This window comes from Nocardiopsis camelliae (assembly GCF_028993595.1).
Lineage (GTDB): Bacteria > Actinomycetota > Actinomycetes > Streptosporangiales > Streptosporangiaceae > Nocardiopsis > Nocardiopsis dassonvillei.
The window spans coordinates 3,304,651-3,326,338 of record NZ_CP118614.1 but is presented as its reverse complement, the minus strand read 5'-3'; the positions used below and the strand labels follow the sequence as shown (position 1 = coordinate 3,326,338).

Annotated in this window: 21 protein-coding genes and 1 pseudogene; 17 read left to right on the top strand and 5 right to left on the bottom strand. The window is 74.9% G+C overall.

The annotated features are described in order from the left end of the window. Positions 1-119: 119 nt before the first annotated feature. From PV789_RS14525 to PV789_RS14510, 4 genes are all read left to right on the top strand, one after another. A complete protein-coding gene (locus PV789_RS14525) occupies positions 120-1,130 on the top strand; it encodes an aldo/keto reductase (protein WP_274977928.1) in 1,011 nt (336 codons plus the stop codon). Between the two features lie 163 nt (positions 1,131-1,293). Further along, complete coding sequence (locus PV789_RS14520) at positions 1,294-1,770, top strand: hypothetical protein (RefSeq protein ID WP_274977927.1); 477 nt, start codon at positions 1,294-1,296, stop codon at positions 1,768-1,770. Positions 1,771-1,882: 112 nt separating this feature from the next. Continuing rightward, positions 1,883-2,749, top strand: coding sequence for an LLM class flavin-dependent oxidoreductase (locus tag PV789_RS14515; protein WP_274977926.1), 867 nt, complete (start codon positions 1,883-1,885; stop codon positions 2,747-2,749). A gap of 103 nt (positions 2,750-2,852) precedes the next feature. Beyond that, positions 2,853-3,578: a Mut7-C RNAse domain-containing protein gene (locus tag PV789_RS14510; protein WP_274977925.1), complete on the top strand. Its 726-nt coding sequence runs from the start codon at positions 2,853-2,855 to the stop codon at positions 3,576-3,578. A 141-nt stretch (positions 3,579-3,719) separates the two neighbouring features. On the opposite strand, the gene PV789_RS14505 is transcribed toward PV789_RS14510, so the two are convergent. From PV789_RS14505 to PV789_RS14490, 4 genes are all read right to left on the bottom strand, one after another. After that, the gene (locus PV789_RS14505) at positions 3,720-4,904 is read right to left on the bottom strand and encodes a GDSL-type esterase/lipase family protein (protein WP_274977924.1); all 1,185 of its coding nucleotides are present in this window, start codon (positions 4,902-4,904) and stop codon (positions 3,720-3,722) included. Between the two features lie 88 nt (positions 4,905-4,992). Next, positions 4,993-5,562, bottom strand: a complete 570-nt coding sequence (locus tag PV789_RS14500; RefSeq protein ID WP_274977923.1) for a TetR/AcrR family transcriptional regulator — start codon at positions 5,560-5,562, stop codon at positions 4,993-4,995. Positions 5,563-5,725: 163 nt separating this feature from the next. Continuing rightward, positions 5,726-6,697, bottom strand: a complete 972-nt coding sequence (locus PV789_RS14495) for a magnesium and cobalt transport protein CorA (RefSeq protein ID WP_274977922.1) — start codon at positions 6,695-6,697, stop codon at positions 5,726-5,728. 161 nt (positions 6,698-6,858) lie between these two features. Beyond that, entirely contained in the window at positions 6,859-7,866 is a 1,008-nt protein-coding gene (locus PV789_RS14490; RefSeq protein WP_274977921.1) for a helix-turn-helix transcriptional regulator, read from the bottom strand. Positions 7,867-8,134: 268 nt separating this feature from the next. On the opposite strand from PV789_RS14490, the gene PV789_RS14485 reads away from it, so the two are divergent. The 6 genes and pseudogenes from PV789_RS14485 to PV789_RS14455 all read left to right on the top strand — a co-directional run bounded on the left by PV789_RS14485 (position 8,135) and on the right by PV789_RS14455 (position 13,364). Further along, the gene (locus PV789_RS14485) at positions 8,135-8,557 is read left to right on the top strand and encodes a VOC family protein (RefSeq protein ID WP_274977920.1); all 423 of its coding nucleotides are present in this window, start codon (positions 8,135-8,137) and stop codon (positions 8,555-8,557) included. A 184-nt stretch (positions 8,558-8,741) separates the two neighbouring features. After that, a complete protein-coding gene (locus PV789_RS14480) occupies positions 8,742-9,119 on the top strand; it encodes a hypothetical protein (RefSeq protein WP_274977919.1) in 378 nt (125 codons plus the stop codon). 3 nt (positions 9,120-9,122) lie between these two features. Beyond that, a complete protein-coding gene (locus tag PV789_RS14475; RefSeq protein WP_274977918.1) occupies positions 9,123-9,518 on the top strand; it encodes a hypothetical protein in 396 nt (131 codons plus the stop codon). 1,018 nt (positions 9,519-10,536) lie between these two features. After that, the gene (locus PV789_RS14465) at positions 10,537-11,466 is read left to right on the top strand and encodes a ribonuclease Z (protein WP_274977917.1); all 930 of its coding nucleotides are present in this window, start codon (positions 10,537-10,539) and stop codon (positions 11,464-11,466) included. A 151-nt stretch (positions 11,467-11,617) separates the two neighbouring features. Continuing rightward, positions 11,618-12,394 (top strand): putative protein N(5)-glutamine methyltransferase, encoded by a 777-nt coding sequence (locus PV789_RS14460; RefSeq protein WP_274977916.1) that lies wholly within the window; start codon positions 11,618-11,620, stop codon positions 12,392-12,394. Positions 12,395-12,648: 254 nt separating this feature from the next. Further along, positions 12,649-13,364, top strand: a pseudogene (locus PV789_RS14455) (ArsR/SmtB family transcription factor). 185 nt (positions 13,365-13,549) lie between these two features. Here PV789_RS14455 and PV789_RS14450 read toward each other — a convergent pair. Further along, the gene (locus PV789_RS14450; RefSeq protein WP_274977915.1) at positions 13,550-15,208 is read right to left on the bottom strand and encodes an FUSC family protein; all 1,659 of its coding nucleotides are present in this window, start codon (positions 15,206-15,208) and stop codon (positions 13,550-13,552) included. A gap of 138 nt (positions 15,209-15,346) precedes the next feature. On the opposite strand from PV789_RS14450, the gene PV789_RS14445 reads away from it, so the two are divergent. The 7 genes from PV789_RS14445 (at position 15,347) to PV789_RS14415 (ending at position 21,473) form a co-directional block, all read left to right on the top strand. Then, positions 15,347-15,832, top strand: a complete 486-nt coding sequence (locus PV789_RS14445; RefSeq protein WP_274977914.1) for a MarR family winged helix-turn-helix transcriptional regulator — start codon at positions 15,347-15,349, stop codon at positions 15,830-15,832. Between the two features lie 175 nt (positions 15,833-16,007). Then, positions 16,008-16,982: a phosphotransferase family protein gene (locus tag PV789_RS14440; protein WP_274977913.1), complete on the top strand. Its 975-nt coding sequence runs from the start codon at positions 16,008-16,010 to the stop codon at positions 16,980-16,982. Between the two features lie 14 nt (positions 16,983-16,996). Then, positions 16,997-18,034, top strand: coding sequence for an aminotransferase class V-fold PLP-dependent enzyme (locus tag PV789_RS14435; RefSeq protein ID WP_274977912.1), 1,038 nt, complete (start codon positions 16,997-16,999; stop codon positions 18,032-18,034). A gap of 251 nt (positions 18,035-18,285) precedes the next feature. Continuing rightward, on the top strand, positions 18,286-19,023 hold the full coding sequence (locus tag PV789_RS14430) for a class I SAM-dependent methyltransferase (RefSeq protein ID WP_274977911.1): 738 nt from the start codon (positions 18,286-18,288) through the stop codon (positions 19,021-19,023). A gap of 145 nt (positions 19,024-19,168) precedes the next feature. Beyond that, positions 19,169-19,558, top strand: coding sequence for an Hsp20/alpha crystallin family protein (locus PV789_RS14425; RefSeq protein WP_274977910.1), 390 nt, complete (start codon positions 19,169-19,171; stop codon positions 19,556-19,558). Positions 19,559-19,722: 164 nt separating this feature from the next. After that, positions 19,723-20,295, top strand: coding sequence for a TetR/AcrR family transcriptional regulator (locus PV789_RS14420; protein ID WP_274977909.1), 573 nt, complete (start codon positions 19,723-19,725; stop codon positions 20,293-20,295). Beyond that, positions 20,292-21,473 carry an FAD-dependent oxidoreductase gene (locus PV789_RS14415; protein ID WP_274977908.1) on the top strand — a complete coding sequence of 394 codons (1,182 nt, stop codon included), beginning with the start codon at positions 20,292-20,294 and terminating at the stop codon, positions 21,471-21,473. Before PV789_RS14420 ends, PV789_RS14415 begins: the two co-directional genes overlap by 4 nt. Positions 21,474-21,688 lie beyond the last annotated feature (215 nt).

Sequence of the window (21,688 nt, the reverse complement as noted above, 5' to 3'; positions counted from 1 at the left end):
GCGTCCCCAAGACTCGGGGCCATGACCTTCACCGCAGCTCTCGCTTCCAGGGAGTACACGCCCCGCGCCCCGCACGGACCCGACGCGGTCCCCGCACCGACCGCCGGGGGCGTGGCCTGATGCGCTACCGGCTCCTGGGCCGGACCGGCCTGCGCGTCTCGGAGCTGTTCCTGGGCGCGATGACCTTCGCCGACGCCGACCAGGCGCGCCGCATGGTGGACCTGTACGCCGACGCCGGGGGCAACGTCATCGACACCGCCTCGGCCTACGGCGACAGCGAGGAGGTCCTGGGCGGCCTGCTGCGCCGACGCCGGGACCGATTCGTGCTGGCCACCAAGTACACGCTCACCCGCGACCCCGCCGACCCCAACGCGGGCGGCAGCCACCGCAAGAACCTCACCCTGTCCCTGGAGCGGAGCCTGCGCAGGCTGGGCACCGACCACGTCGACCTGCTGTGGGTGCACGTGTGGGACGAACACACGCCGGTGGAGGAGACCATGCGGGCCCTGGACGACGCCGTGCGCGCGGGCAAGGTCCTGTACACGGGCGTCTCCAACACGCCCGCGTGGGTCGTGGCGCGGGCCGACACACTGGCCCGGTGGCGCGACTGGACGCCCTTCGCCGGGATCCAGGTGCCCTACAACCTGCTGCGCCGCGACGTCGAACGCGAACTGCTGCCGATGGCCGAGGCCCTGGGCATGAGCGTGGCCGCCTACGGGGGACTCGCCGCGGGCGTGCTCTCGGGCAAGTACACCCGACCGGGCGGCGCCCCGTCCGGCACCAGGGTCGACCCGGCCTCCCTGACCGAGCGCGACCACCGGGCGGCCCGCGCGGTGGTCGAGGTCGCCGAGGAGCTGGGGGCGAGCCCCTCCCAGGTCGCGATCGCCTGGACCCTGGCGCGCTCGCGCGCGGTGCACCCCATCGTCGGCGCGCGCGACGCCGAACAGCTGGCCGACGACCTGGGCGCGGTGGACGTGCACCTGCCGCTGGAGGCACGGGAGCGCCTGGACGCCGTGGCGGGCGTGGGGCCGGGCTACCCCGCCGACGACGTCACCGCCTCGCGCCGCTGGATCTCCGGCGAGGCCGACGCCCGGCTGGAGGGGCGCCTGTACCTGCCACCACGCGGGTGAGGAAGGCCCGAGGTCACGGCCGCGCCGACCGTGATGACGCGCACCACACCGGCAGGGGTATGGACATCACGGAGCCGGGGCACAACCGTCGGCGACGAGGCCACCGCCGCGCGGCCTCCCCTCACCCCCGGACGTGCGCGGCCCGACCCATGGACGGGGCACCATGACCACCACCCTCCACCGGATCCGCGTCCTGGCCGCCGCCGGGGCCGTGACCGCCCTGCTCGGCGGCTGCGCCGGAGCGCAGGAGCAGGACGCGGCGAACCCCGGCCCCTCGGCCGCCGACGCCTCCCCTCCCGGCGACACGGACACCGCCTCCCCCTCCGCCGCCGCACCGGCGCCGCCCGAGGCCGCCGACGGCACCGATCTGGAGGCCTGCGCCGACGCCGACTGCGAGGTGCTGGTGGAGAGCGGCGACGAGTTCGCCATGGACGGCTCCCACGGCGTGGACCGGTTCGTGGTCGACGCCGTGGGCGAGGACGGGCTGGACGTCAGCGGCTACGGACCCGGCACCACCCTGTCGGGCCACCTCCCGCCTCCGATAGGAGGGGAGCCGGGGGGCGTGTTCGTCATGAACGGCTTCGAGATCACCCTGGTCGCCGTGACGGACTCCGGCGGCGTGGTGCGCCTCGCGCCCTGAGCGGCCAGGACCGCGGCCTCCCCCCGTCGGTGGAGGCCGCGGTCCGCGTCGCAGGGGGCGGGGAGGGCGAAAACCGTTGTCCCCGCCCGCCCCCGCCCGATAGAACGGCACCATGACCGAACTCGGAGCCGTCTTCCGCCCCCAACTGCCCCCCGAGCGTCTGCGCTCCGTGGCCCGCGCGGCCGACGAGGCCGGACTCGACCAGCTCTGGCTGTGGGAGGACTGCTTCCTGGAGAGCGGCGTGGCCGCCGCTTCGGCCGCCCTGGCCTGGACCGAGAACCTCACCGTGGGCGTGGGCCTGCTCCCCGTCCCCCTGCGCAACGCCGCCCTGACCGCCATGGAGACCGCCACCCTGCACCGGCTCTTCCCCGGCCGCGTACGCATCGGCGTGGGCCACGGCGTGCAGGACTGGATGGCCCAGGTCGGCGCGCGCCCCGATTCCCCTCTCGCCCTCCTGCGCGAACACCTGGACGCACTGCGCGCCCTGCTGGCCGGGGAGCGGGTCACCTCCCGGGGCCGCTACGTCACCCTGGACGAGGTCGCCCTGGACTACCCGCCCGCCACCCCCGTCCCCGTACTGGCCGGTGCCCGCGGACCGCGGACCCTGCACCTGAGCGGACAGGCCGCCGACGGCACCATCCTGGACGCCGCGGCGGGCGTGGACGGCGTGCGGAGGGCACGACAGCTGGTCGACCAGGGACGCCAGGCCGCAGGGCGCCCGGGCCACCACCCCGTGACCGTCTACCTGCTCGCCGCCACCGGCCCCGACGCCGACCGGCGCATGGCCGCCGAACTGCGCGCCGAGGGCCTGACGCCGCAGACCGGCGTGGCAGGGGACGCCGACCGCGTCGCCGAGGCGGTGCGGCACATGGCCGAGGCCGGAGCCGACACCGTGGTGTTGCAGCCCACGGCCGACGAGCCCGACCCCGAGGGCTTCGTGCGCTTCACCGCCGAACGGGTCCGCCCGCTCCTGTCCTGAACCGCTCACCGGCCGCGCCGGGTACCTGTCACACCGCGTCCGCCGCCACCGGTCGGCCCCATGGTCTGCGGGCGGGAACGGCCCGCTGGAAGGAAGAGAACCGATGCTGGACCTGAGTTTCGCGCCCGAACTGCGGTTCTTCCTGCCCTCACGGCACCGGAGCGGAACCGTGCGCGTGGAGGGCGACTCCACCTCCACCCTCGGACACGTCGTCCAGTCGTTGGGCGTACCCCTGACCGAGGTCGGCGCGCTGCGCGTCGACGGCCGCGTCACCCCCGCCTCCCACATCCCCGCCCCGGGCGAGGCCGTGGAGGTCCTGCCCGTGCAGTACCCGCAGCGCCTGCCCTTCGCCGAGCCGCGGTTCCTGCTCGACGTGCACCTGGGCACCCTGGCCCGGCGCCTGCGCCTGCTGGGTCTGGACACCGCCTACGACAACGACCGCGACGACCCCTCCCTGTTCCGGCAGGCCAACGCCGAGGACAGGGTGCTGCTCACCCGCGACCGCGGACTGCTGAGCCGCAGCGGACTGCGGGCGGGCGGCTACGTGCGCGAGCAGCGGCCCGCCGGGCAGCTGCGCGAGGTGCTGGAGCGCTTCGCCCCGCCTCTGCGGCCCTGGACCCGCTGCCCGGCGTGCAACGGCGAACTGGTGCACGCCACCAAGGAGGAGGTGCGCCAGGACCTGGAGGCGGGTACCCGCGCCACCTACGACGTGTTCGCGCGCTGCTCCGGGTGCGAGCGGGTGTACTGGCCCGGCGCCCACCACTCCCGGCTTGCCCAGATCGTGCGCGAGGCCCAGGAGCTGGTGTCCGCGCGCCCCGGCCCGGCCTGAACCGCACGGCGAGGGCGGGCTGGGCCCGGCCGACCAGCCGAGGACGGCAGATCGTGCGCAGAGGACCTCCCAGAGGGTGCCTGATCGGCCGACCGGTGGGACGACGGCGGCCGCGCGGCAGGGGCGGGCCGGTCGGGCCTCTCAGGGTCTGTGGTCGTGGAACGGGCCGCCCGCGCCGAAGACGCGCTCGGCGAAGCGTTCGCCGATGCGCCGGTGCGTGGCGGTGTCCGGGTGCAGTTCGTCGGGCAGCGGCAGCTCGGCGTTGTCCGCCTCACCGTAGAGTTCGCGCCCGTCGAGGTAGTGCAGGTTCGGGTCCTCGGCCGCGCGCTGGCGCACGATGCGTTCCTGCTCCTCGCGGATGACGGTGAGCGTCAGCTTTCCGGCGGCGCGCTCGCCGGGGTCGCCGGTGGCCCGGAACCGCAGTTCCCCGGTGCGCAGGGAGTCCGGGTCGAAGGCGCAGGGGCCGGGCGTGTCCTCGTGGATGGGGCACAGGATCGGCGAGACGACCAGCAGCGGCGTGCCGGGATGGCCTTCCCGGAGGGTGTCGAGGAAGCCGTGCACCGCGGGGCCGAAGGCGCGCAGGCGCATCAGGTCGGCGTTGACCAGGTTGATGCCGATCTTGAGGCTGATCAGGTCGGCGGGGGCCTCGCGCATGGCGCGGGCGGTGAACGGGTCGAGCAGGGCGCTGCCGCCCAGCCCCAGGTTGACCAGTTCCGCACCGCCGAGGGAGGCGGCCAGCGCGGGCCAGACGGCGGTGGGGCTGGCGGCGTTGGAGCCGTGGCTGATGGAGCTGCCGTGGTGCAGCCACACCCTGCGCCCCCGGCCGGGTGCGGGTTCGACGGCCGCGTCGGTGCGCAGGGCGACGAGTTCGGTGGTCTCGTTGTGCGGCAGCCAGATCTCGACGTCCTTGACGCGGTCGGGCAGGCCGGTGAAGCGCACGGTGGCCACCGGTCCGGGCCGGTGCTCGGCGGAGCCGGTGGCCATGTCGACGGTCAGGGTGTTGCCGCCGGTCGCGCTGGCCTGGTCGACGAGCTGACCGTCCACGAGCAGGTCGTACACGCCGTCCGGGCGGGGCGGGGCGCCCGTGTAGGCGCGCTTGGTGGGCAGCGTGTCGAGTTCGACGGCGCTGGCCCGGGTCCGGAAGGCCAGTCGAACCCCGGAGGGTTGGGACTCGGCCATGAGCAGCTGCGGGTCCTCGCACTGGGCGCGGGCCCGCGCGGGCAGCCGGTGCGGCAGCACGCCGTGCTCGGTGCGCTCCAGGTCCAGGGCGCCGCGCAGGAGGTCCGCGGTCAGGGGTGTGGTGGTCCAGTGGTGCTGGGTGTGCATGGTGTCAACCTGGTGGTCGGGGCCGTCGTGAAGTCCGGTGGGTCGGTGGGCGCGCGGCTCGGTGCCGACGGGAGGGCGCGGGCCGCTGTCAGGGCTCGGGCCAGTTGCGCAGCAGGGCGTCGAGGGCGTCCAGGGTCCGTGTCCAGGTCTCCTGGGTGTCGGGGGCGCTGTGGCTGAACCCTCCGCCCAGTTCCAGGGTCACGTAGCCGTGGAAGACGCTGCCCAGCAGGCGGACCGCGTGCGTCTGGTCCGGCTCGGACAGGTCGTAGCCGCGCAGGATCGCCCGCGTCATCTGTGCGTGCCGCACACCGGCGCTGGCGGCGGCCGTCTGCGGGTCGAGCCTGAACTGGGCGGCGGCGTAGCGGCCCGGATGCTCGCGGGCGTAGTCGCGGTAGACGTTGGCCAGGGCGGTCAGGGCGTCCTTGCCCGCCCGTCCGGCCAGGGCGTCGGAGGCCCGGTCGGCGAGCTCCTCCAGGGCGAGCAGGGCGATCTGGGTTCTTAGGTCCTGGGAGTTGCGCAGGTGTGAGTACAGGCTGGCGACCTTGACGTCGAAGCGCCGGGCCAGTTCGGAGACGGTCACCCGCTCGAAGCCGACCTCGTCGGCGAGTTCGGCTCCCGCCTCGGTGAGGCGTTCCGTGGTCAGTCCCGCGCGTGCCATAACCTCTCTCCTCTCTGCCAGAAACCACTGTACTTTTTCCTAAAGCCTTTAGGCAAGAGGTTGTGGATACCAGGCACGAGCCCGTGCGGCCAAGGGAGGGGAGACGCGTTCGCGGACCGTTCCCGGGCCCGAGGGGGAGCCGTGCCCTCCCGGCCCGGCGTGCCTACAGCCAGCCGTTCTTGCGCAGCCGGTGGTGGACCAGGCCGGAGGCACCCACCATCACGCCCATGATGAGGGGGTATCCGAACAGCCAGTGCAGTTCGGGCATGTGGTCGAAGTTCATACCGTAGAACCCGGCGATCATGGTGGGGATCGCGATGACGGCCGCCCAGGAGGAGATCTTGCGGACGTCCTCGTTCTGCTGCTTGCCCAGCAGGGCCAGGTGGGCGGTGAGCGCACTGGTGAGCAGCTCGTTGCGGTCGTCGACCTGGTCGTCCACCCGCAGCAGGTGGTCCAGGACGTCGCGGAAGTACTCCCGGGTCTCCTCGAACCGCTGGACGCGCCCCTTGGCGATCTCCTCCAGCACCGGGATGAGCGGGCTCTCAGCGCTGCGGAACTCCAGCACCTCGCGCTTGAGGTGGTAGATGTCCGCGGTCACGTCCGAGCCGCCGGGCCGGAAGACCGCCCGCTCCAGCTCGATGATGTCGGACTCGATCTTGTGCACCACCGTGCCGTAGTGGTCGACGAGCTCGTCGCACACCCCGTGGAGCACGGCCGCGGGGCCGACGGCCAGCAGCGTGGGATCGGCCTCCAGGCGCCTGCGGACGCGGTCGAGCGGGTTGGCCGCGCCGTGGCGGACACTGACCACGAAGTCCTCTCCGATGAACAGCATCGCCTCGCCGACCTCGACGTCGGAGGTCTCCTCGTCGTAGGCGAGCGTCTTGACCACGGCGAACAGGGTGTCGTCGTAGCGTTCCAGCTTGGGGCGCTGGTGGGCGGTCAGCGCGTCCTCCACGGCCAGCGGGTGGAGGGTGAGCTCCTCCTCGATGAGGCTGAACTCCTCCGCTGTGGGTTCGTGGAGCCCGATCCACACGAAGCAGTCACCCTGCTCGCGGCGGGCCTCGTCGAAGGCGTCGCTGATGTCGCCCTCGATCTCCTGGCGCCTGCCGTCGTGGTAGGCCTTGTCTATGATCACGAGCCACCATTATGGGCGCTGTATCCCCTTCTGTACGCACGATCCCGCGCACCGGACAGCCTCCCGGCCCGGGCTCCGCACCCCCGCGGTCTCACCGTTCCGCGACCGTGCCCCCGGGTCCGTCCGCCCCCGGGGCTACGGCGATCCGCCCTCCGGCGCGGTCAGCGCTCGGGGGCGCGGGCCTGACGGCCGCCGCCCGCGTAACGGCGGGCCAGCCGCGCGAAGGCGTCCTCCAGCTCTGACGGTCCGACGACCTCGAAGTCGGCGTCGAAGCGGCCGACGGCCGAGGCCAGGCCGACCCACGACCAGGAGCCGAGCACCAGTCGGCAGCGCTCGGGGCCCACCTCCTCCACCAGCCCGTCGTGCGCGAAGGGGGCAACGGCGGCGGCGGGCAGGTCCAGGATCACCTCACCGCGGCAGGGCCAGTCGACCGCACCGTCCGAACCCCGGAACCGGCCGATGAGGAAGGACGCCACTTCACCCCCTGGCACCTCCCGCGGTGTGAACCGGGGGCCGTTGGGACTGCGCAGCGCGATGCGGTCCACCCGCAGGGTCCGCCAGTCGTCGCGCTCCACGTCCCAGCCCAGGAGGTACCAGCGCCCCGCCCAGGTGACCAGGTGGTGGGGATGGACCCGGCGCGGGCCCACGGCGACCTCCTCCTCCCCGGAGGAGGACCGGAAGGCGGGGGCGTAGTCCAGGCGCAGTTCCTCGCGGGCCTGCACGGCGGCGCTGATCTCCGTGAGCACCCCGCCGTCGGCCCGCGCCTGCGGGGCGGCGGGCGGCGCGACCACGGCGACCCGGACCGCGTTGATCCGCTGGCGCAGGCGGGCGGGCATGACCTGGCGAACGGTGTTGAGGGCGCGCGCCGCGGCCTCCCCGATCCCGGCGCCGGTGGCCGTGGCCGCCTGGAGCGCTACGGCCAGCGCTACGGCCTGGTCGTCGTCGAACAGCAGCGGGGGCATCCGCGACCCGGCGTCGAGCCGGTACCCGCCGTCGGGCCCCTTGAAGGTCGTGATCGGGTAACCGAGTTCGCGCAGACGGTCCACGTCGCGGCGGACCGTGCGCGCGCTGACGTCCAGCCGGGCGGCCAGGTCCCGGCCCGACCAGTCCCGGCGGGTCTGGAGCACGGAGAGCAGCGCCAGCAGACGGGCGGAAGCCTTCATCACCATGGAACCCATCCTGCTGGAAGTAGAGGACACACCCTGGCCCCTACCCCTGCCAGTGTGAGACCGCAGACGCCGACGGGGGCCGACACAGGCACGGTCATCGCAGGTCACGACCCCGTGGGTGGTGGGCACCCGGTGTCCACCGCCCAGAGGAGAGGCGGTGTCCGCCCGGCCCCGTAGCCGGGCGGACACCGTGGCCATGCGGGACCGCCCGCCCGTGACACGGACCCGCTCGGCGGCCGTCCACACCCGACTCGACCAGGGAGCCAGTATGTCCGTCACGACCACGACCCACCTGAACCTGCGCGGCGACGCCCGCGCGGCGCTCGACTTCTACCACTCCGTCTTCGGCGGGGACGTCGTCGCCGTCACCTACAAGGACGCGGGCAGCGTCACCGACCCGGACGAGGCGGACTGGGTGGTCTGGGGCCAGGTGGTCGCGGACAACGGGTTCCGCGTCATGGCCTACGACGTGCCCTCGGCGATGCCCTGGGACCAGGGCGAGAACGCCGTCTTCGTCTCCGTGCGCGGTGACAGCGCCGACGAGATCACCGCCTTCTGGGAGAAGCTGTCCGCCGGCTCGACCATCGTGCAACCGCTGGAGCCCTCCCAGTGGGCGCCGCTCTACGGGATGCTCAAGGACCGCTTCGGCGTCGTCTGGGTCCTGGACGTGGCGGCCCCCTACAACGGCTGACCCCGCACGGGGGTGTGCGCCGGGCCGGGCACCCGCCCGGCGCACACCCCCTACCTCCCGTTCCCGTCCCGAAGGGGAGCCCCACGCGGCCCGCCGAAGAGCCGACCGGCGCCTCCTGCGCCACTCCGCGGCCCCGTAGCGGTGCGCCTTCCCCGGGCCCGGCGCTCATGGCACAATCCGCACCGTGCCGTTCCACACCGTCGCACTCGACGCCCTACCGGACTGGCTCGGGCCGTGGTGCGCGGACCGGTCGGGGGACGAACCGGTCCGCGTGCTGTTCGCGACGCGGTCGGTGTCGGCGGTGTTCGGACTGCGCCTGGCCGGCGGACGCGACGTCGTGGTCAAGGCCCGCCCCGACGAGGGCCGGGCCTCCTCGTGCGTCGCCGCGCAGGCCCGGCTGGCGCAGCGGGGGTTCGCCTGTCCCAGGCCGCTGCCGAACCCCTGCTGGGTGCGGTGGGACCACGCCGATCCGGGGCTGTGGCCCAGGATCGGGGAATTGGACGAGCGCGACCAGCGCGCCGTGCCCGCGCACGTGGTGGACGCGGCGGCCCGGGCCCGCTAACGGTTGCTCGCCGCCGACCTGCCGTGCGTGCTGGGCCACGCCGACTTCGAGGCGCAGAACCTGCGTTGGCGGCGGGACGGGCGGGTGGAGGCCGTGCACGACTGGGACAGTCCGGCGTGGCAGCCGGAGGCGGCACTGGTGGGAGCGGCGTGTGGAGCCTTCGCCAGCGCCTCGCCGCCGTCCCTGGCCCCGGTCGAGAGTTCCGCGGCTTTCCTGGAGGCCTACCAGGACCACCGGGGACGCGGGTTCACCGCGCGGGAGCGGGAGGTGGCGTGGGCGGCCAGCCTGTGGCCCGCGGCGCACAACGCGCGCTGGGAGGCCGTGCACGGCACCTCACCGGTGTGCGGCCGGGCCGTGCGCGCCCAGGCGGCCGAACGCCTGCGCCGGGCGAACGCGTAGCACGCGTGCCCCGCCGCCGCGGCGAGGAGCACCCCGGCCCGGAAGCCGCCCAGGGCAGGCGGGGGGGGCGTCTCGACCGCGCGGGGCCCGGTTCAGCCCCTGGTGAGGCGCCGTAGCGCGGCGCGGGCGGGAGCCCCCAGCTGGCGTGGCCGCCCTCGCGTCCGCGGACCCCGGCCTCGCCGACGAGGAGGCCGCCCAAGGCGCACAGCACGGCCCATCCGCGGGCCCGGCGCAGGGCCCAGCCGCCACATCTGGTTGCCCCAGCCCCGTGTTCCCGAGTGCAGGGGGAGGTCGGCGAGGTCGGGGTGCTGTTCGAGCAGCAGACCTCGGACCAACTCGGCGGTGAGGCCGATCGGGGGGGTGCGCCATGGCAGGCAACAGTAGTTCACGGGGCCGGTCGTGCCCGCCGCCGGTACACGCATGCCTTGGGCCCCTCGTCTCCGCAGGAACGCAGTGCTGCGCGCCCTCTCCGCACCCCCCTAATAACGTTTCGTTGGTTACGTTATTAGTTAACGTAAAAACGATCTGCACACGTAACGAGGACTCAAACACCCCTGCATTCTCACCTCCGATAAGTGAACCTTATAAGGTGCTACTACATGTGTTGCTACAAAGAGGGCGGGGGAGCCCGGAGTTTCGTTGGCGGCGCTCTCAGAGGCCGCTGGCCAGGGCCCGAAAACGCGACGGGTACAGCCAGAGCTGTACCATCACGCGCGCCGCAGGAGGGGCGCCGGCCCGCTGGCGGCCCCCAGCGGTACCGGGGCGTTGCGGGTCATCGTCGAGTTCTCCGGGGCCCTCGACCGGTCCTGACCCGACACAGACGGCCGGTGACATCGCCGGCGCACGGCCGTGTCGTGCTTCGCCGACCGACCCCTAGGTTCCGACGATCGGGTCCCTGCCCCCGAACGCCTCCTCCGCCCGGGCACTGTCCGCGCTCACCGCCTTCGACTGGCAGATCCCGGAACGGCACGCGAGGACCCGCCATGGACGGGCCCGGTGCTGTGGCAGGATCCCTCCCATGTCCGTACGCGAACTCGTGGTCCTGGGCACCTCCAGCGCGGTGCCCACCCGCCGCCGCAACCACAACGGCTACTTCCTGCGGTGGGACACCCACGGCGTCCTGTTCGACCCCGGCGAGGGAACCCAGCGCCAGATGCGCCTGGCGGGCCTGGCCGCCACCGACATCACCCGCGTCTGCGTCACCCACTTCCACGGCGACCACTGCCTGGGCCTGCCCGGCACCATCCAGCGCATCGCCCGCGACCGGGTGCCCCACACCGTGCGCGTGGCCTACCCCGCCGACGGCGAGCGCCACTGGCGGCGGCTGCGCCACGCCACCGCCTTCCACGACACCGACGTCGTACTCCCCCAACCGGTCGGCGGCACCGGTTCCTGCCCGCTGGGCGAGCCGGACCTGCGCGTGACCGCGCTGCCGCTGCGCCACTCGACCACCGCCTACGGCTACCGGCTGGCCGAACCGGACGGCTGGCGGATGCTGCCCGAGCGGCTGGCCGCCCACGGCGTGCGCGGCCCCATGGTCGGCGAACTCCAACGCCGGGGCTCGGTCACCACCGCCCAGGGGCGCCGCGTGGAACTGGCCGACTGCGCGCGGCCGCGCCGGGGCCAGGTCATGGCGTTCGTGATGGACACCGCCGAGTGCGAGGAGGCGGTCGAACTCGCGCGCGGAGCCGACATGCTGGTGATCGAGTCGACCTACCTGGACACCGAGGAGCACCTGGCCCGCTCCTACGGTCACCTGACCGCCCGCCAGGCCGGGCGCGTGGCCGCGCGCGCCGGGGCGCGCACCCTGGTGCTCACCCACATCTCCGAACGCTACGAGGAACACGACGACGCCCGCTTCCTGGCCGAGGCCGCCGCCGAGTTCGACGGGCCCGTCACGCTGGCCCAGGACCTGCAACGCCTGCCGGTGCCGCCCCGCGACTCCTGAGCAGGGCGCGTTGGGGTAGAGTTCCGGGGCACTGGACCGTACAACCGAGGGGGTGAGGACGATCTCCGCTGTCGCAGGAGGGGCGTTCCCACCGCGAGGTCACGCACCCGCGTCGTAGCCGGAGCGCCCGACAGTTCGTCGAAAGGCTCTCGTGGCATCCCCACCTTCCCCGGTCTCCCCCGCCCTCGTCGCCCGTCTGCGCGAAGCGGGCTGCGTCTTCGCCGAGCAGGAGGCGAGCCTGATCGCCTCCGCCGCGCGCACCCCCGGCGAGCGGGATCTGATGGTCCGGCGCCGCTGCGCCGGTCTGCCCCTCGAACACGTCCTGGGCTGGGCCCTGTTCTGCGGGCTGCGCGTGCGCGTGGACGAGGGCGTGTTCGTGCCCCGTCCCCGCACCGAGTTCCTGGCCCGCCGGGCCTGCGCCCTGCTCGCCCCCGGCGCCGTGGCCGTGGACCTGTGCTGCGGTTCGGGTGCCCTGGGCGCGGTCCTGGCGCACACCCGCGCCGACATCACCCTGCACGCCGCCGACATCGACGCCGCCAGCGTGGCCTGCGCCCGGCGCAACCTGCCCGGGCACCGGGTGCACCAGGGCGACCTCTACGACGCCCTGCCCCCGGACCTGCGCGGCCGCGTCCAGGTGCTGGTCGCCAACGTGCCCTACGTCCCCACCGACCGGATCGCGCTGCTGCCCGCGGAGGCGCGCGTGCACGAGGACCGGCGGGCCCTGGACGGGGGCCCGGACGGGCTGGACCTGCTGCGCCGTGTGGCCGCCGGGGCCGGCCGGTGGCTGGCGCCGGGCGGCCGGGTGCTGGTGGAGGTGGGCCGGGAGCAGGTTGCGGCGGCGCGGGAGGCCTTCGTCCGGGGCGGTCTGGCCTGTGAAGTGGTCTCCTGCCCGGAGTGGGAGGCCACCGTGGTCACGGGCGCCCGCTGACCGCGCGGCCCCGGGGCGCGGGGCGGGCGGACCCGTCGCGTCCTCGCGCCCCGCGGCCGCCGCACGGGGCCGCTCGGACACGACCGCCCCCGGCGTGCGGCGGGTGCGCGCCTCGGCCGTCCCCGTCCCTCGCGCGGCGCCCCGGCCGTTCTCCCGTTCCGCGTGCCCGCTCCGGTGCCGGTGAGAGCGACGCCGCACCGGCCGCGCGCCACGTTTCGGTCGCCACCGCAGCGTGCGCGGCGCATCCTGGGGGTATGCGCGCTCCCGACGCCGCCCGCCTGGCCGCCCTGGCCTCCCTGCTGGCCGACCCCACCCGCGCCGGGGTGTGCCTGGCGCTGCTGGACGGGCGCGCCTGGACCGCCGGGGAGCTGGCCCGCCACACCAGGGTGGGCGCCTCCACCGTCAGCGAACACCTGACCCGGCTGGTCCAGGGCGGTCGCTCGCCCAGGAACGCCAGGGCCGCCACCGCTACGTGCGCCTGGCCGACGAGGCGGTGGCGCACCTGGTGGAGGCCCTGGCCGCGCACGCGGACCCGACGTCGGCCCCGGTGTCGGCCCGGCGCCCGCGCACCCTGCGCACCGTGCACGCCGACCGGGCCCTGGCGCGGGCGCGCACCTGCTACGACCACCTGGCCGGTGAGCTGGGCTGCGCCGTCACCCGGGCCATGACGGAGCGGGGGCTGCTGACCCAGGACACCGGGTTCGCGCTCACCGAGGCCGGGGTGGCCTGGTTCGCCGAGCAGCGGATACCGCTGGCGCGCGGCGGGAAGCGCCCGCTGGTGCGCTCGTGCCTGGACTGGACCGAACGCCTGCCGCACCTGGCCGGAACGGCCGGGGCGGCGCTGTGCCGCCACGCGCTGGAGGCGGGCTGGTGCGCGCGCGTGGGTTCGGGGCGGGCGTTGCGGGTCACCGAGCCGGGCGAGCGGGCCTGGCGTGAACTGCTGGGTGTGCGGACCGCGACGTCCGGCTGAGCACCGCGACCTCGTGTGGTCCCGCGCCCGCGGCGCGGGCCGTGGTGATCGGCCGACGCCGGGCCGGGCACCGCGACGTCGTGTCGTCCCGGGCGCGCGGCACGGGCCGCGGTGATCGACAGCGTTCCCGGCCCGCGGTGGCAGCCTCCGGTGGCCTCGCCCCGCTGCGGGTTCCGGACCTCGTCTCAGCCCGTGGGGGTGCCGACCGCCCGGCCCGGGAGGGCGGCCCCGTCCAGCAGGGCGCGGGCGCGTCGTTCCACGTCCTGAACCTCCTGGACGCACGCCACCGCCGACCACGGCTCCCCCGCGGCCAGGGCGTGGGAGGCGCGCAGCGCCACCAGGCTGCGCACCAGGCGTCGGCGCGCGGCCGCGTCGGTGCCCGCGCACTCCCGCGCCCGGGCGAGTTCACGTTCGCACGCGGCCAGGGCCTGGCTCAGGTGGTCCCCGGCGCGGCGGTTGGCGACCGCCGCGCACACCAGGAGTCCGACCGCGGCGCCCAGCACGGTGGCCCACAGCCGCTCGGCCGCCAGCCCGTCCGCGCCCGGGTCGGCGTGGGCCAGGCCCGACAGGGCCAGGGTGAGCGGGGTGACGAACACGATGGCGTAGGAGTAGTTGGTGGTCACCACCAGTTCGGCCGCCATCTGGCACGCCACCACCAGCGCGATGACGCCCAGCGGGGAGTAGTCCAGGCTGAAGAGCGCGGCGGCCAGCGCCACGCCCACGATCGTGCCCGCGCCGCGTTGCAGGGTGCGGTGCCAGGTGGTGGTGACGTTGACGGCCTGCAGGACCGATCCGGCCGAGACGGCCGCCCAGTAGCCGTGTCCCATGCCCAGCGCCCAGGCCAGGGCCCCGGCCAGCAGGCAGGCCAGGACGATGCGCACCACCGACACCGGGGTGGGCGAGGGCGCGCGCAGTGCGGCGCGCAGGCGCTGGCCCGGCCCGGGCGCGGGTGTGTGGTGGCGGCGCAGGTGCGCGGCGGCTTGGGACAGGGCGGCGTGCTCGTCGGCGCCGACCAGGGGTTCGACGGCGCGTTCGGTGCGCAGGCGGCGTGCCAGTTCGCTCATCTCGGCGGCGGCGCGGGCGTCGGTGAGGCGGTCTCCGGTTCCGGTGAGCAGGGTTTCGGCACGGGCGGTGAGGACCTCCAGTCCCCGGCGGGCCGGGGTGCGGCCGGGGCGGGAGAGCAGGACGTGCCAGGCGTGGTGGAGGGCGGTCTCGGCTGCGGTGCGGGCGGCGGGTGCGGGGTGGCGCAGGTGACGGGCGAGCGCGTGCAGGGCGCGGGCGACCGCCAGGCGTTCGGGGGCGGTGGGGTGGACCAGGGCGCCGACCAGGGCCAGCGTCCAGCACAGGGCGGCCGCGGCCGCGGTGGTGGCCACGACCACCGGCAGCGCGGTCAGGGGCTGGGGGTTGTAGGCGGCCACCCCGGCGGCGAAGACGAACATCAGCCCGGCCGGGGCGCCGAACTCCAGGGCGTCGGAGAGGTACTTGGCCCCGCCGGCGACCAGGGCCACGACCGTGATGGCGGCCAGGGGGTGGGGGAGCACGGCCGAGGTCAGCGCGCCCAGGGCCACGGCCAGTGTCAGGGTCGCGCCGACCACGGCCAGGAGCCGGGCGCGGCGGGCGTAGGTGTCGTCGCGCGCGTACAGGGCGGTGAAGCAGCCCATGGCGGCGTAGGGGGCCAGGTCGGTGCGCCCCGCGGCGTGCAGCGCCAGCAGGGGCAGGGCCACGCACACTCCTGCGCGCAGTGCGGTGACGGCGACGTTGCCGCGCACGGGCCTGGGCGCGAAGGCCCCGCGGGTGGTGAGGGTGCGGCGCAGCGCAACCCACGGACGATAAAAGTAATTCACAAGTAAATTATCTTAGGATGTTCGGCGGGCCGTACACACCCCCACGGGGGGAGAGACCGCCCACTCCGCCCGGCGCCCCGCCCACGGGCACGCCCGCCCGCACCCGGCGACCGGCCCGCCACACACGCGAAGGACACCATGAGCGACGCCGTCTCCCGCTTCCTCCACAGCTGGTCGCGCCTGCGCCCCGACCTCGACCTGACCAGCATGGCCGCCATGGGCCGCGTCCTTCGCCTGGCCGCCCTGATGAACAACGTCACCGAGGACGGACTCGCCGACGCCGAGGTCACCCGCCCCGAGTTCGAGGTCCTAGCCGCCCTGCGCCGCTCCCCCCACGGACTGCGCCCCCGCCAGCTCACCCGCGAGACCATCTCCTCGGGCGCCGCCACCACCAAACGCCTCACCCGCCTGGAGGCCGCCGGGCTCATCACCCGCACCCCCCTCGAACGCGACCGCCGCGAGGTCCAGGTCCGCCTGACCCAACGCGGACAGGCCCTGGCCGACACCCTCTTCGCCGGGCAGCTCGACCGCGAGGCCGACCTCCTGCGCCCCCTGACCGGCGACGAACGCGCCCACCTGGCCGACCTGCTCTCCCGCGTCCTGGCCCCCATCGACCGCGCCTGAGCCCCGCGCCGACGAGCACCCGCCGCGCGCGGCCCCACCCGCCGCCGGCCGCCTCGACCGAGCCGGGCTCGCGGCTCCGGCCCGCCGCGAGCGGCCGGCGCCAAAAACCACGGGCACACCCCACCGGGGCCGTGCGAGGATGGCCGCCCACCCCACCACACCCCCCAGGAGTGCCATGAGCGCGCCCGCCGTCGACCTCGCCCGCGCCGTCCCCGACCTGCTGGGGCGCCCCGGCCCCGCCCGCGCCGTCCAACGCCTGCGCGGCGGCTCCAAGAAGGGCGTCTACCGCCTGGCCCTGGACCAGACCACCGTCATCGCCTACCTGTGGCACGACAGCGAGGACTACTGGCCCGCCACCGCGCACGGCGCCGACCCGGCCGACCCCTTCTCCCACGCCTCGGGCGCCGACCTGTTCACCGCCGCCCACCGCACCCTGACCGACCTGGGCGTGCGCGTCCCCCGCCTGTACGCCCTGGACACCAGCGGCGCCCACCACCCCGGCTGCCTGGCCGTGCTCGAAGACGTCCCCGGCCCCACCCTCGAAGAACTCCTGCACCGCGACCCCCGCGCCGCACGCCCGGTCCTGGACCGCCTGGGCCGCGACCTGCGCACCATGCACGCGAGCACCGACACCGCCTTCGGCAAGGTCGCCCACCTGGGCGCGGGCGGCGCCGCCCGCGCCCCCTCCTGCCACCAGCTGGTCCTGGACCGGGCCCTGAGCGACCTGGACGAGGCCGCCCACCGCGACCCGCGCATGCGCCGGGGCCGCGAACGCCTCACCGCCACCCTGCACACCCTGGCCGCGCGCGTGGAACCCCGCCGCGAACACGCGCTCATCCACGGCGAACTCGGCCCCGACCACGTCCTGGTCGACGCCCAGGGCGCCCCCGTCCTGATCGACATCGAGGGACTGATGTTCTTCGACGCGGAGTGGGAGCACGCCTTCCTGCGCCTGCGCTTCGGCGCCCACCACCCGCACCTGGCCACCCGCCCCCTGGACCCGGACCGCACCGCCCTGTACGACCTGGCCCTGCACCTGTCCCTGGTCGCCGGTCCCCTGCGCCTGCTCGACGGCGACTACCCCGACCGCGACCTCATGCTCGGCATCGTCGAGCACAGCCTCCACATCGCGCTGGCCACCACCGCCTGACACACTCGGTCCCCATGGACGACACCATCACCGGTCTGTGGAGCACCGACACCGTCTGGCTCAACACCGCCCAGTACGGCATCCCGCCGCGGCCCGCCCACCAGGCCCTGGCCGAAGCCGTGCGCTCCTGGCACACCGCCACCGGGGACCCCGGGGCCTGGGGGCGCGAGCTCGAACAGGCCCGCGTCAACCTGGCCGCCCTGGTGGGCGCGCCCGCCGACGACCTCGCCCTGGGCGCCAGCACCGCCCAGATCGCCGGAACCATCGCCGCCAGCCTGCCCGACGGCGCCCGCGTCCTGGTCCCCGAGGGGGACTTCGCCTCGATCGTCTTCCCCTGGCAGGCCCAGGCCGACCGCGGCGTCACCGTGGAGGCCGTCCCCCTGGACCGCCTGGCCCAGGCCGTGGACGCGCGCACGCACCTGGTCGCCTTCAGCACGGTGCACTCGGCGAACGGACGCCTGGCCCCCACCGGCGACATCGTCGCGGCCGCCCGCGCCCACGGCGCCCTGGTCGTGGCCGACGCCACCCAGGCCGCCGGGTGGACGCCCCTGGACGCCACCGTCTTCGACGCCCTGATCGCCTCGGCCTACAAGTGGCTCATGGCGCCGCGCGGTCTGGCCCTGGCCTACCTGTCCCCCGACCTGCGCGCGCGGCTGCGCCCCAACAACGCCGGTCCGGCCGCCGCCCGCGACACCGCCTCGGCCATGTACGCCGCCCGGCTGGACCCGGCACCGACCGCGCGCGCCTTCGACACCTCGCCCAACTGGTTCGCGGCCGTGGCGGCCGCCGCCTCCAGCCGGGTCCTGCTGGAGACGGGTCTGGAGAGGGTGCGCGCCCACAACACCGCCCTGACCGACCACTTCCGCGCGGCGCTGGGGCAGGAGCCCGCCCACTCGGCCATCACCAGCGTCGACCTGCCCGGCGCCTTCGAGCGCCTGGCCCGGGCCGGGGTGGTGACCACCGAACGCGGGGGCCGCACCCGCCTGTCCTTCCACCTGTACAACACCCTCGACGACGCCGAGCGCGCCGCCAAGGCCCTGCTCCAGCCCTAGCGCGGCAGGCGCCCCACCGGCGCGCGCCACTTCCAGTACGGACCCCCACGCCCCACCGGCGTGGGGGAGTCCGCCCCCGTCTCGGTCCGCCGCTTTCCCCGACGGGGCAGGGTGGGCCGCACACACGGACGGGTGCGTGCACGCGCGCGCCCACGGTGGTCGCCCCGGCCTTTCCGGGACCGCGTCCCGCGCCGGTCGGGGCGGGCGAAAACCCGGTGGTCGCCCCCGGCCCCCCCTGCCACACTGACGCGATGACCCACACCCCGTACGACTCCCCCGAAGTCGCCGCCCTCTACGACCTCCTCAGCCCGTGGGGACCCGGTGACGACTTCTACCTGGGCCTGGTCATGGCCGCGCCGCGCGTGCTGGACGCCGGGTGCGGCACCGGCCGTCTGCTCCACCGCGCCCGCACCCGCGGCCACACCGGACACCTGGTGGGCCTGGACCCGGCCCGGGCCATGCTGGAGGTGGCCCGCGGGCGCACCGACACCGTCTCCTGGGTGCGCGGTGACCTGTCGGGCCACACCTGGCAGGAGGAGTTCGACCTGGTCACCATGACCGGACACGCCTTCCAGGAACTGCGCACCGACGAGGAGATCAGCGCCGCGTTGGAGGCGGTGCGCCGCGCTCTGGCCCCGGGCGGACTGGTGGCCTTCGAGACCCGCAACCCGGCCGCGCGCGCCTGGCAGAGGTGGACCCCCGCCCACCCGCACCAGGTCACCACCGCCGACGGTGTGCGCGTGAGCGACGTCCACGACGCCGCCGCACCCACACCCGAGGGGCTGGTGACCTTCACCAGCACCACCACCCGCTCCGACTCCGCCCTCCCCTTGCGCACCGTGAGCACCCTGCGCTTCGTGGAGGCCGACCACCTGGACCTGCTGCTGGAGCGGGCCGGGCTGCGGGCCGCCGAGCGGTTCGGGAACTGGGACCGCTCGCCCCTGACCGCGTCCAGCCCCGAGATCATCACCCTGGCCCGAACCCGCTGACCACCCGTTCCACGCCCCGGACCCCGGCCTGTACGAGTCCTGGGGCGTCGGCGTGTGGGGTGCCCCACACCGCCTTGACGCGCCCGAAGTCGTCAATAAACTTGAGTCCATCAGCATCAAGCCGAGGTTTTTCGGGGGTTCTTCCATGCTTCTCACCCGCACCATCCCCTTCGACGTCACCACCTCCACCGCTCCCGCCGCGCGCAATGCCGCCATGGACGCGGTGCGCACCCAGGACGCCCTCGTGGTCCGGATCGACCTGCCCGGCGTGCCCGCCGACGGCATCGACCTGGAGGTGGAGGGCTCGGTGCTCACCGTCCGCGCCCAGCGCCCCGAGCGGGCCGAGGAGGGCCGCGTCCTGGTCGGCGAGCGGCCCACCGGCGCCGTCACCCGCCGCCTGCGCCTGGGACAGGACCTGGACACCGAGCACATCGAGGCCGACCACACCGACGGTGTCCTGACCCTGCGCGTCCCGGTCGCCGCCAAGGCCCAGCCGCGCAAGATCCTCCTGGGCCAGGGCGGCGCCACCGCCTGACCCGGCAGAACCGACAGGGGGTGTGAGGACCACGGGGGACCTCACACCCCCTTCTCCGTGCGCCCGCCCCGCCCCTTGCCGCGGGGCGGGCACTGTGCCATCCTCGAATTGGGCGAGTGACCAATACGTTCGCCCAAGGCAATCGACCAAGAAACAGGACGCACATGGCACCCCGCGGCGAGGACGTCAAAGGCCGCCTGATCCGGGCAGCGGCCGAACTCATCAGCGAACGCGGCTGGTCAGCGGTCAGCACCCGCACACTCGCCGAACGCGCAGGCGTGGGCCCCGGCCTGGTCCACTACCACTTCCCCTCCCTCCAAGCCCTGCTCACCCAGGCCGCCACCCAGGCCATCACCGCCATCGTCGAAGAGGCCGCCCACCTGCTGGGCCCCACCACCACACCCGAACAGGGACTCGCCCTGATCCTGCGCGACCTGGACCGCTACCCCGGCGACGACCCCGCCTCCCACCTGGTCACCGAGACCTACCTGGCCGCCACCCGCGACCCCCGCCTGCGCGAGGCCGTCACCGGCGTCCTGGACCTGATGCGCCGCCACCTCACCGACTGGCTCACCCACGCCGGCGTCCCCAGTCCCCGCCAGACCGCCACCGTCCTGGCCGCGACCCTGGACGGCGTCCTGCTCCACCGCGCACTCACCCCGGACCTGACCTCCACCGAGATCGAACCCGTCCTGCGCCGCCTGCTCACCCACCACACCCCGGGAGCACACCCATGAGAGCGATCGTCTGCGGAGCCGGAATCGCCGGACTGGCCGCGGCCCACCGCCTGCACACCCACGGCTGGCAGGTCACCGTCCTCGAACAGGCCCCCCACCCCCGCACCCAGGGCTACATGATCGACTTCTTCGGCCCCGGCTACCAGGCCGCCGAACTCATGGGCCTACTGCCCCGCCTGCGCGCACTCGGCTACGACATCGACCACGCCACCTTCGTCGACCGCGACGGCACCCCCCGCGCCAGGCTGGGCATCCAACAGTTCTCCCACCTGGGCGTGGTCTCCCTCATGCGCCCCGACCTCGAACGCGCCCTGCGCGAAACCCTGCCCCCCGACGTGCGGGTGGACCACGACGCGGCCCTGCACCGCGTCCAGGACCACGGCGACACCGTCGAGGTCACCCTCGCGGGCGGCCGCACCCTGACCGGCGACCTGCTCGTGGGCGCCGACGGCATCCACTCCACCGTGCGCGCCCAGATCCTCGGCTCCGCAACCGACCACCTGCGCTACCTGGGCTTCCACACTGCCGCCTTCGTCTTCACCGACCCCGACATCCACGCCCGCGTCGACGGCGGCTTCCACCTCACCGACACCATCGGCGCCCAGATGGGCCTGTACGGGCTGCGCGACGGCCGCGTGGCCGCCTTCACCGTCCACCGCAGCCCCACCCCCGACCGGCCCGCCGACCCGCGCACCGAACTGCGCCGCACCCACGCCGACCTGGGCTGGCTGGTGCCCCGCGCCCTCCAGCACTGCCCCGACCCCGAACACGTCTACTACGACCAGGTCTCCCAGAGCGTGGTGCCCCACTGGAGCCGGGGACGCACCGTCCTGCTCGGCGACGCCTGCGGCGCGGTCTCCCTGCTCGCGGGCCAGGGCGCCTCCCTGGCCGTGGGCGGCGCGTTCGTCCTGGCCGAACACCTGGCCTCGGCCCCCACCGTCGAGGAGGGGCTGCGCCGCTACGAGCACCAGTGGCGCCCCGAGGTCGAACAACGCCAGCGCGCCGCCCGCCGCACCGCCCGCTGGTTCCTGCCCCCCACCCGCGCCCGACTGCTCCTGCGCCGCACGGCCCTGCGCCTGACCGGCCTGCCCGGGGCGAGCCGCCTGCTGGCCGGGGCGCTCACCGGTAAGCCCACCCCCGCCGTACGCGAACACACCCCCCTGACCGCCCACGGCTGAAACACCCCGCCGGGCACGCGTTCAACCGTGTCCACCGCGACCTGTGACGCGGCGACGGCCCCGCCCCGGGAGGGCCACGGCCCGCCCGGGGCGGGCGGCGAAACCCGCCGCACCGACGACGAGGGACGCCCTCACACGAACGGCCGGGGGCCGCCCCGGCACTGTCGCTGTCCGAGAGGAACGTGAAGCCGTCTCGCACGACCGCACCGGACGGC

Bases quoted from the DNA above. Each gene is read 5' to 3' on its own strand.
- PV789_RS14525 (WP_274977928.1), top strand. From the start codon at position 120: ATGCGCTACCGGCTCCTGGGCCGGACCGGCCTGCGCGTCTCGGAGCTG.
- PV789_RS14520 (WP_274977927.1), top strand. From the start codon at position 1,294: ATGACCACCACCCTCCACCGGATCCGCGTCCTGGCCGCCGCCGGGGCC.
- PV789_RS14515 (WP_274977926.1), top strand. From the start codon at position 1,883: ATGACCGAACTCGGAGCCGTCTTCCGCCCCCAACTGCCCCCCGAGCGT.
- PV789_RS14510 (WP_274977925.1), top strand. From the start codon at position 2,853: ATGCTGGACCTGAGTTTCGCGCCCGAACTGCGGTTCTTCCTGCCCTCA.
- PV789_RS14505 (WP_274977924.1), bottom strand. From the start codon at position 4,904: ATGCACACCCAGCACCACTGGACCACCACACCCCTGACCGCGGACCTC.
- PV789_RS14500 (WP_274977923.1), bottom strand. From the start codon at position 5,562: ATGGCACGCGCGGGACTGACCACGGAACGCCTCACCGAGGCGGGAGCC.
- PV789_RS14490 (WP_274977921.1), bottom strand. From the start codon at position 7,866: ATGGTGATGAAGGCTTCCGCCCGTCTGCTGGCGCTGCTCTCCGTGCTC.
- PV789_RS14485 (WP_274977920.1), top strand. From the start codon at position 8,135: ATGTCCGTCACGACCACGACCCACCTGAACCTGCGCGGCGACGCCCGC.
- PV789_RS14465 (WP_274977917.1), top strand. From the start codon at position 10,537: ATGTCCGTACGCGAACTCGTGGTCCTGGGCACCTCCAGCGCGGTGCCC.
- PV789_RS14445 (WP_274977914.1), top strand. From the start codon at position 15,347: ATGAGCGACGCCGTCTCCCGCTTCCTCCACAGCTGGTCGCGCCTGCGC.
- PV789_RS14440 (WP_274977913.1), top strand. From the start codon at position 16,008: ATGAGCGCGCCCGCCGTCGACCTCGCCCGCGCCGTCCCCGACCTGCTG.
- PV789_RS14435 (WP_274977912.1), top strand. From the start codon at position 16,997: ATGGACGACACCATCACCGGTCTGTGGAGCACCGACACCGTCTGGCTC.
- PV789_RS14430 (WP_274977911.1), top strand. From the start codon at position 18,286: ATGACCCACACCCCGTACGACTCCCCCGAAGTCGCCGCCCTCTACGAC.
- PV789_RS14425 (WP_274977910.1), top strand. From the start codon at position 19,169: ATGCTTCTCACCCGCACCATCCCCTTCGACGTCACCACCTCCACCGCT.
- PV789_RS14420 (WP_274977909.1), top strand. From the start codon at position 19,723: ATGGCACCCCGCGGCGAGGACGTCAAAGGCCGCCTGATCCGGGCAGCG.
- PV789_RS14415 (WP_274977908.1), top strand. From the start codon at position 20,292: ATGAGAGCGATCGTCTGCGGAGCCGGAATCGCCGGACTGGCCGCGGCC.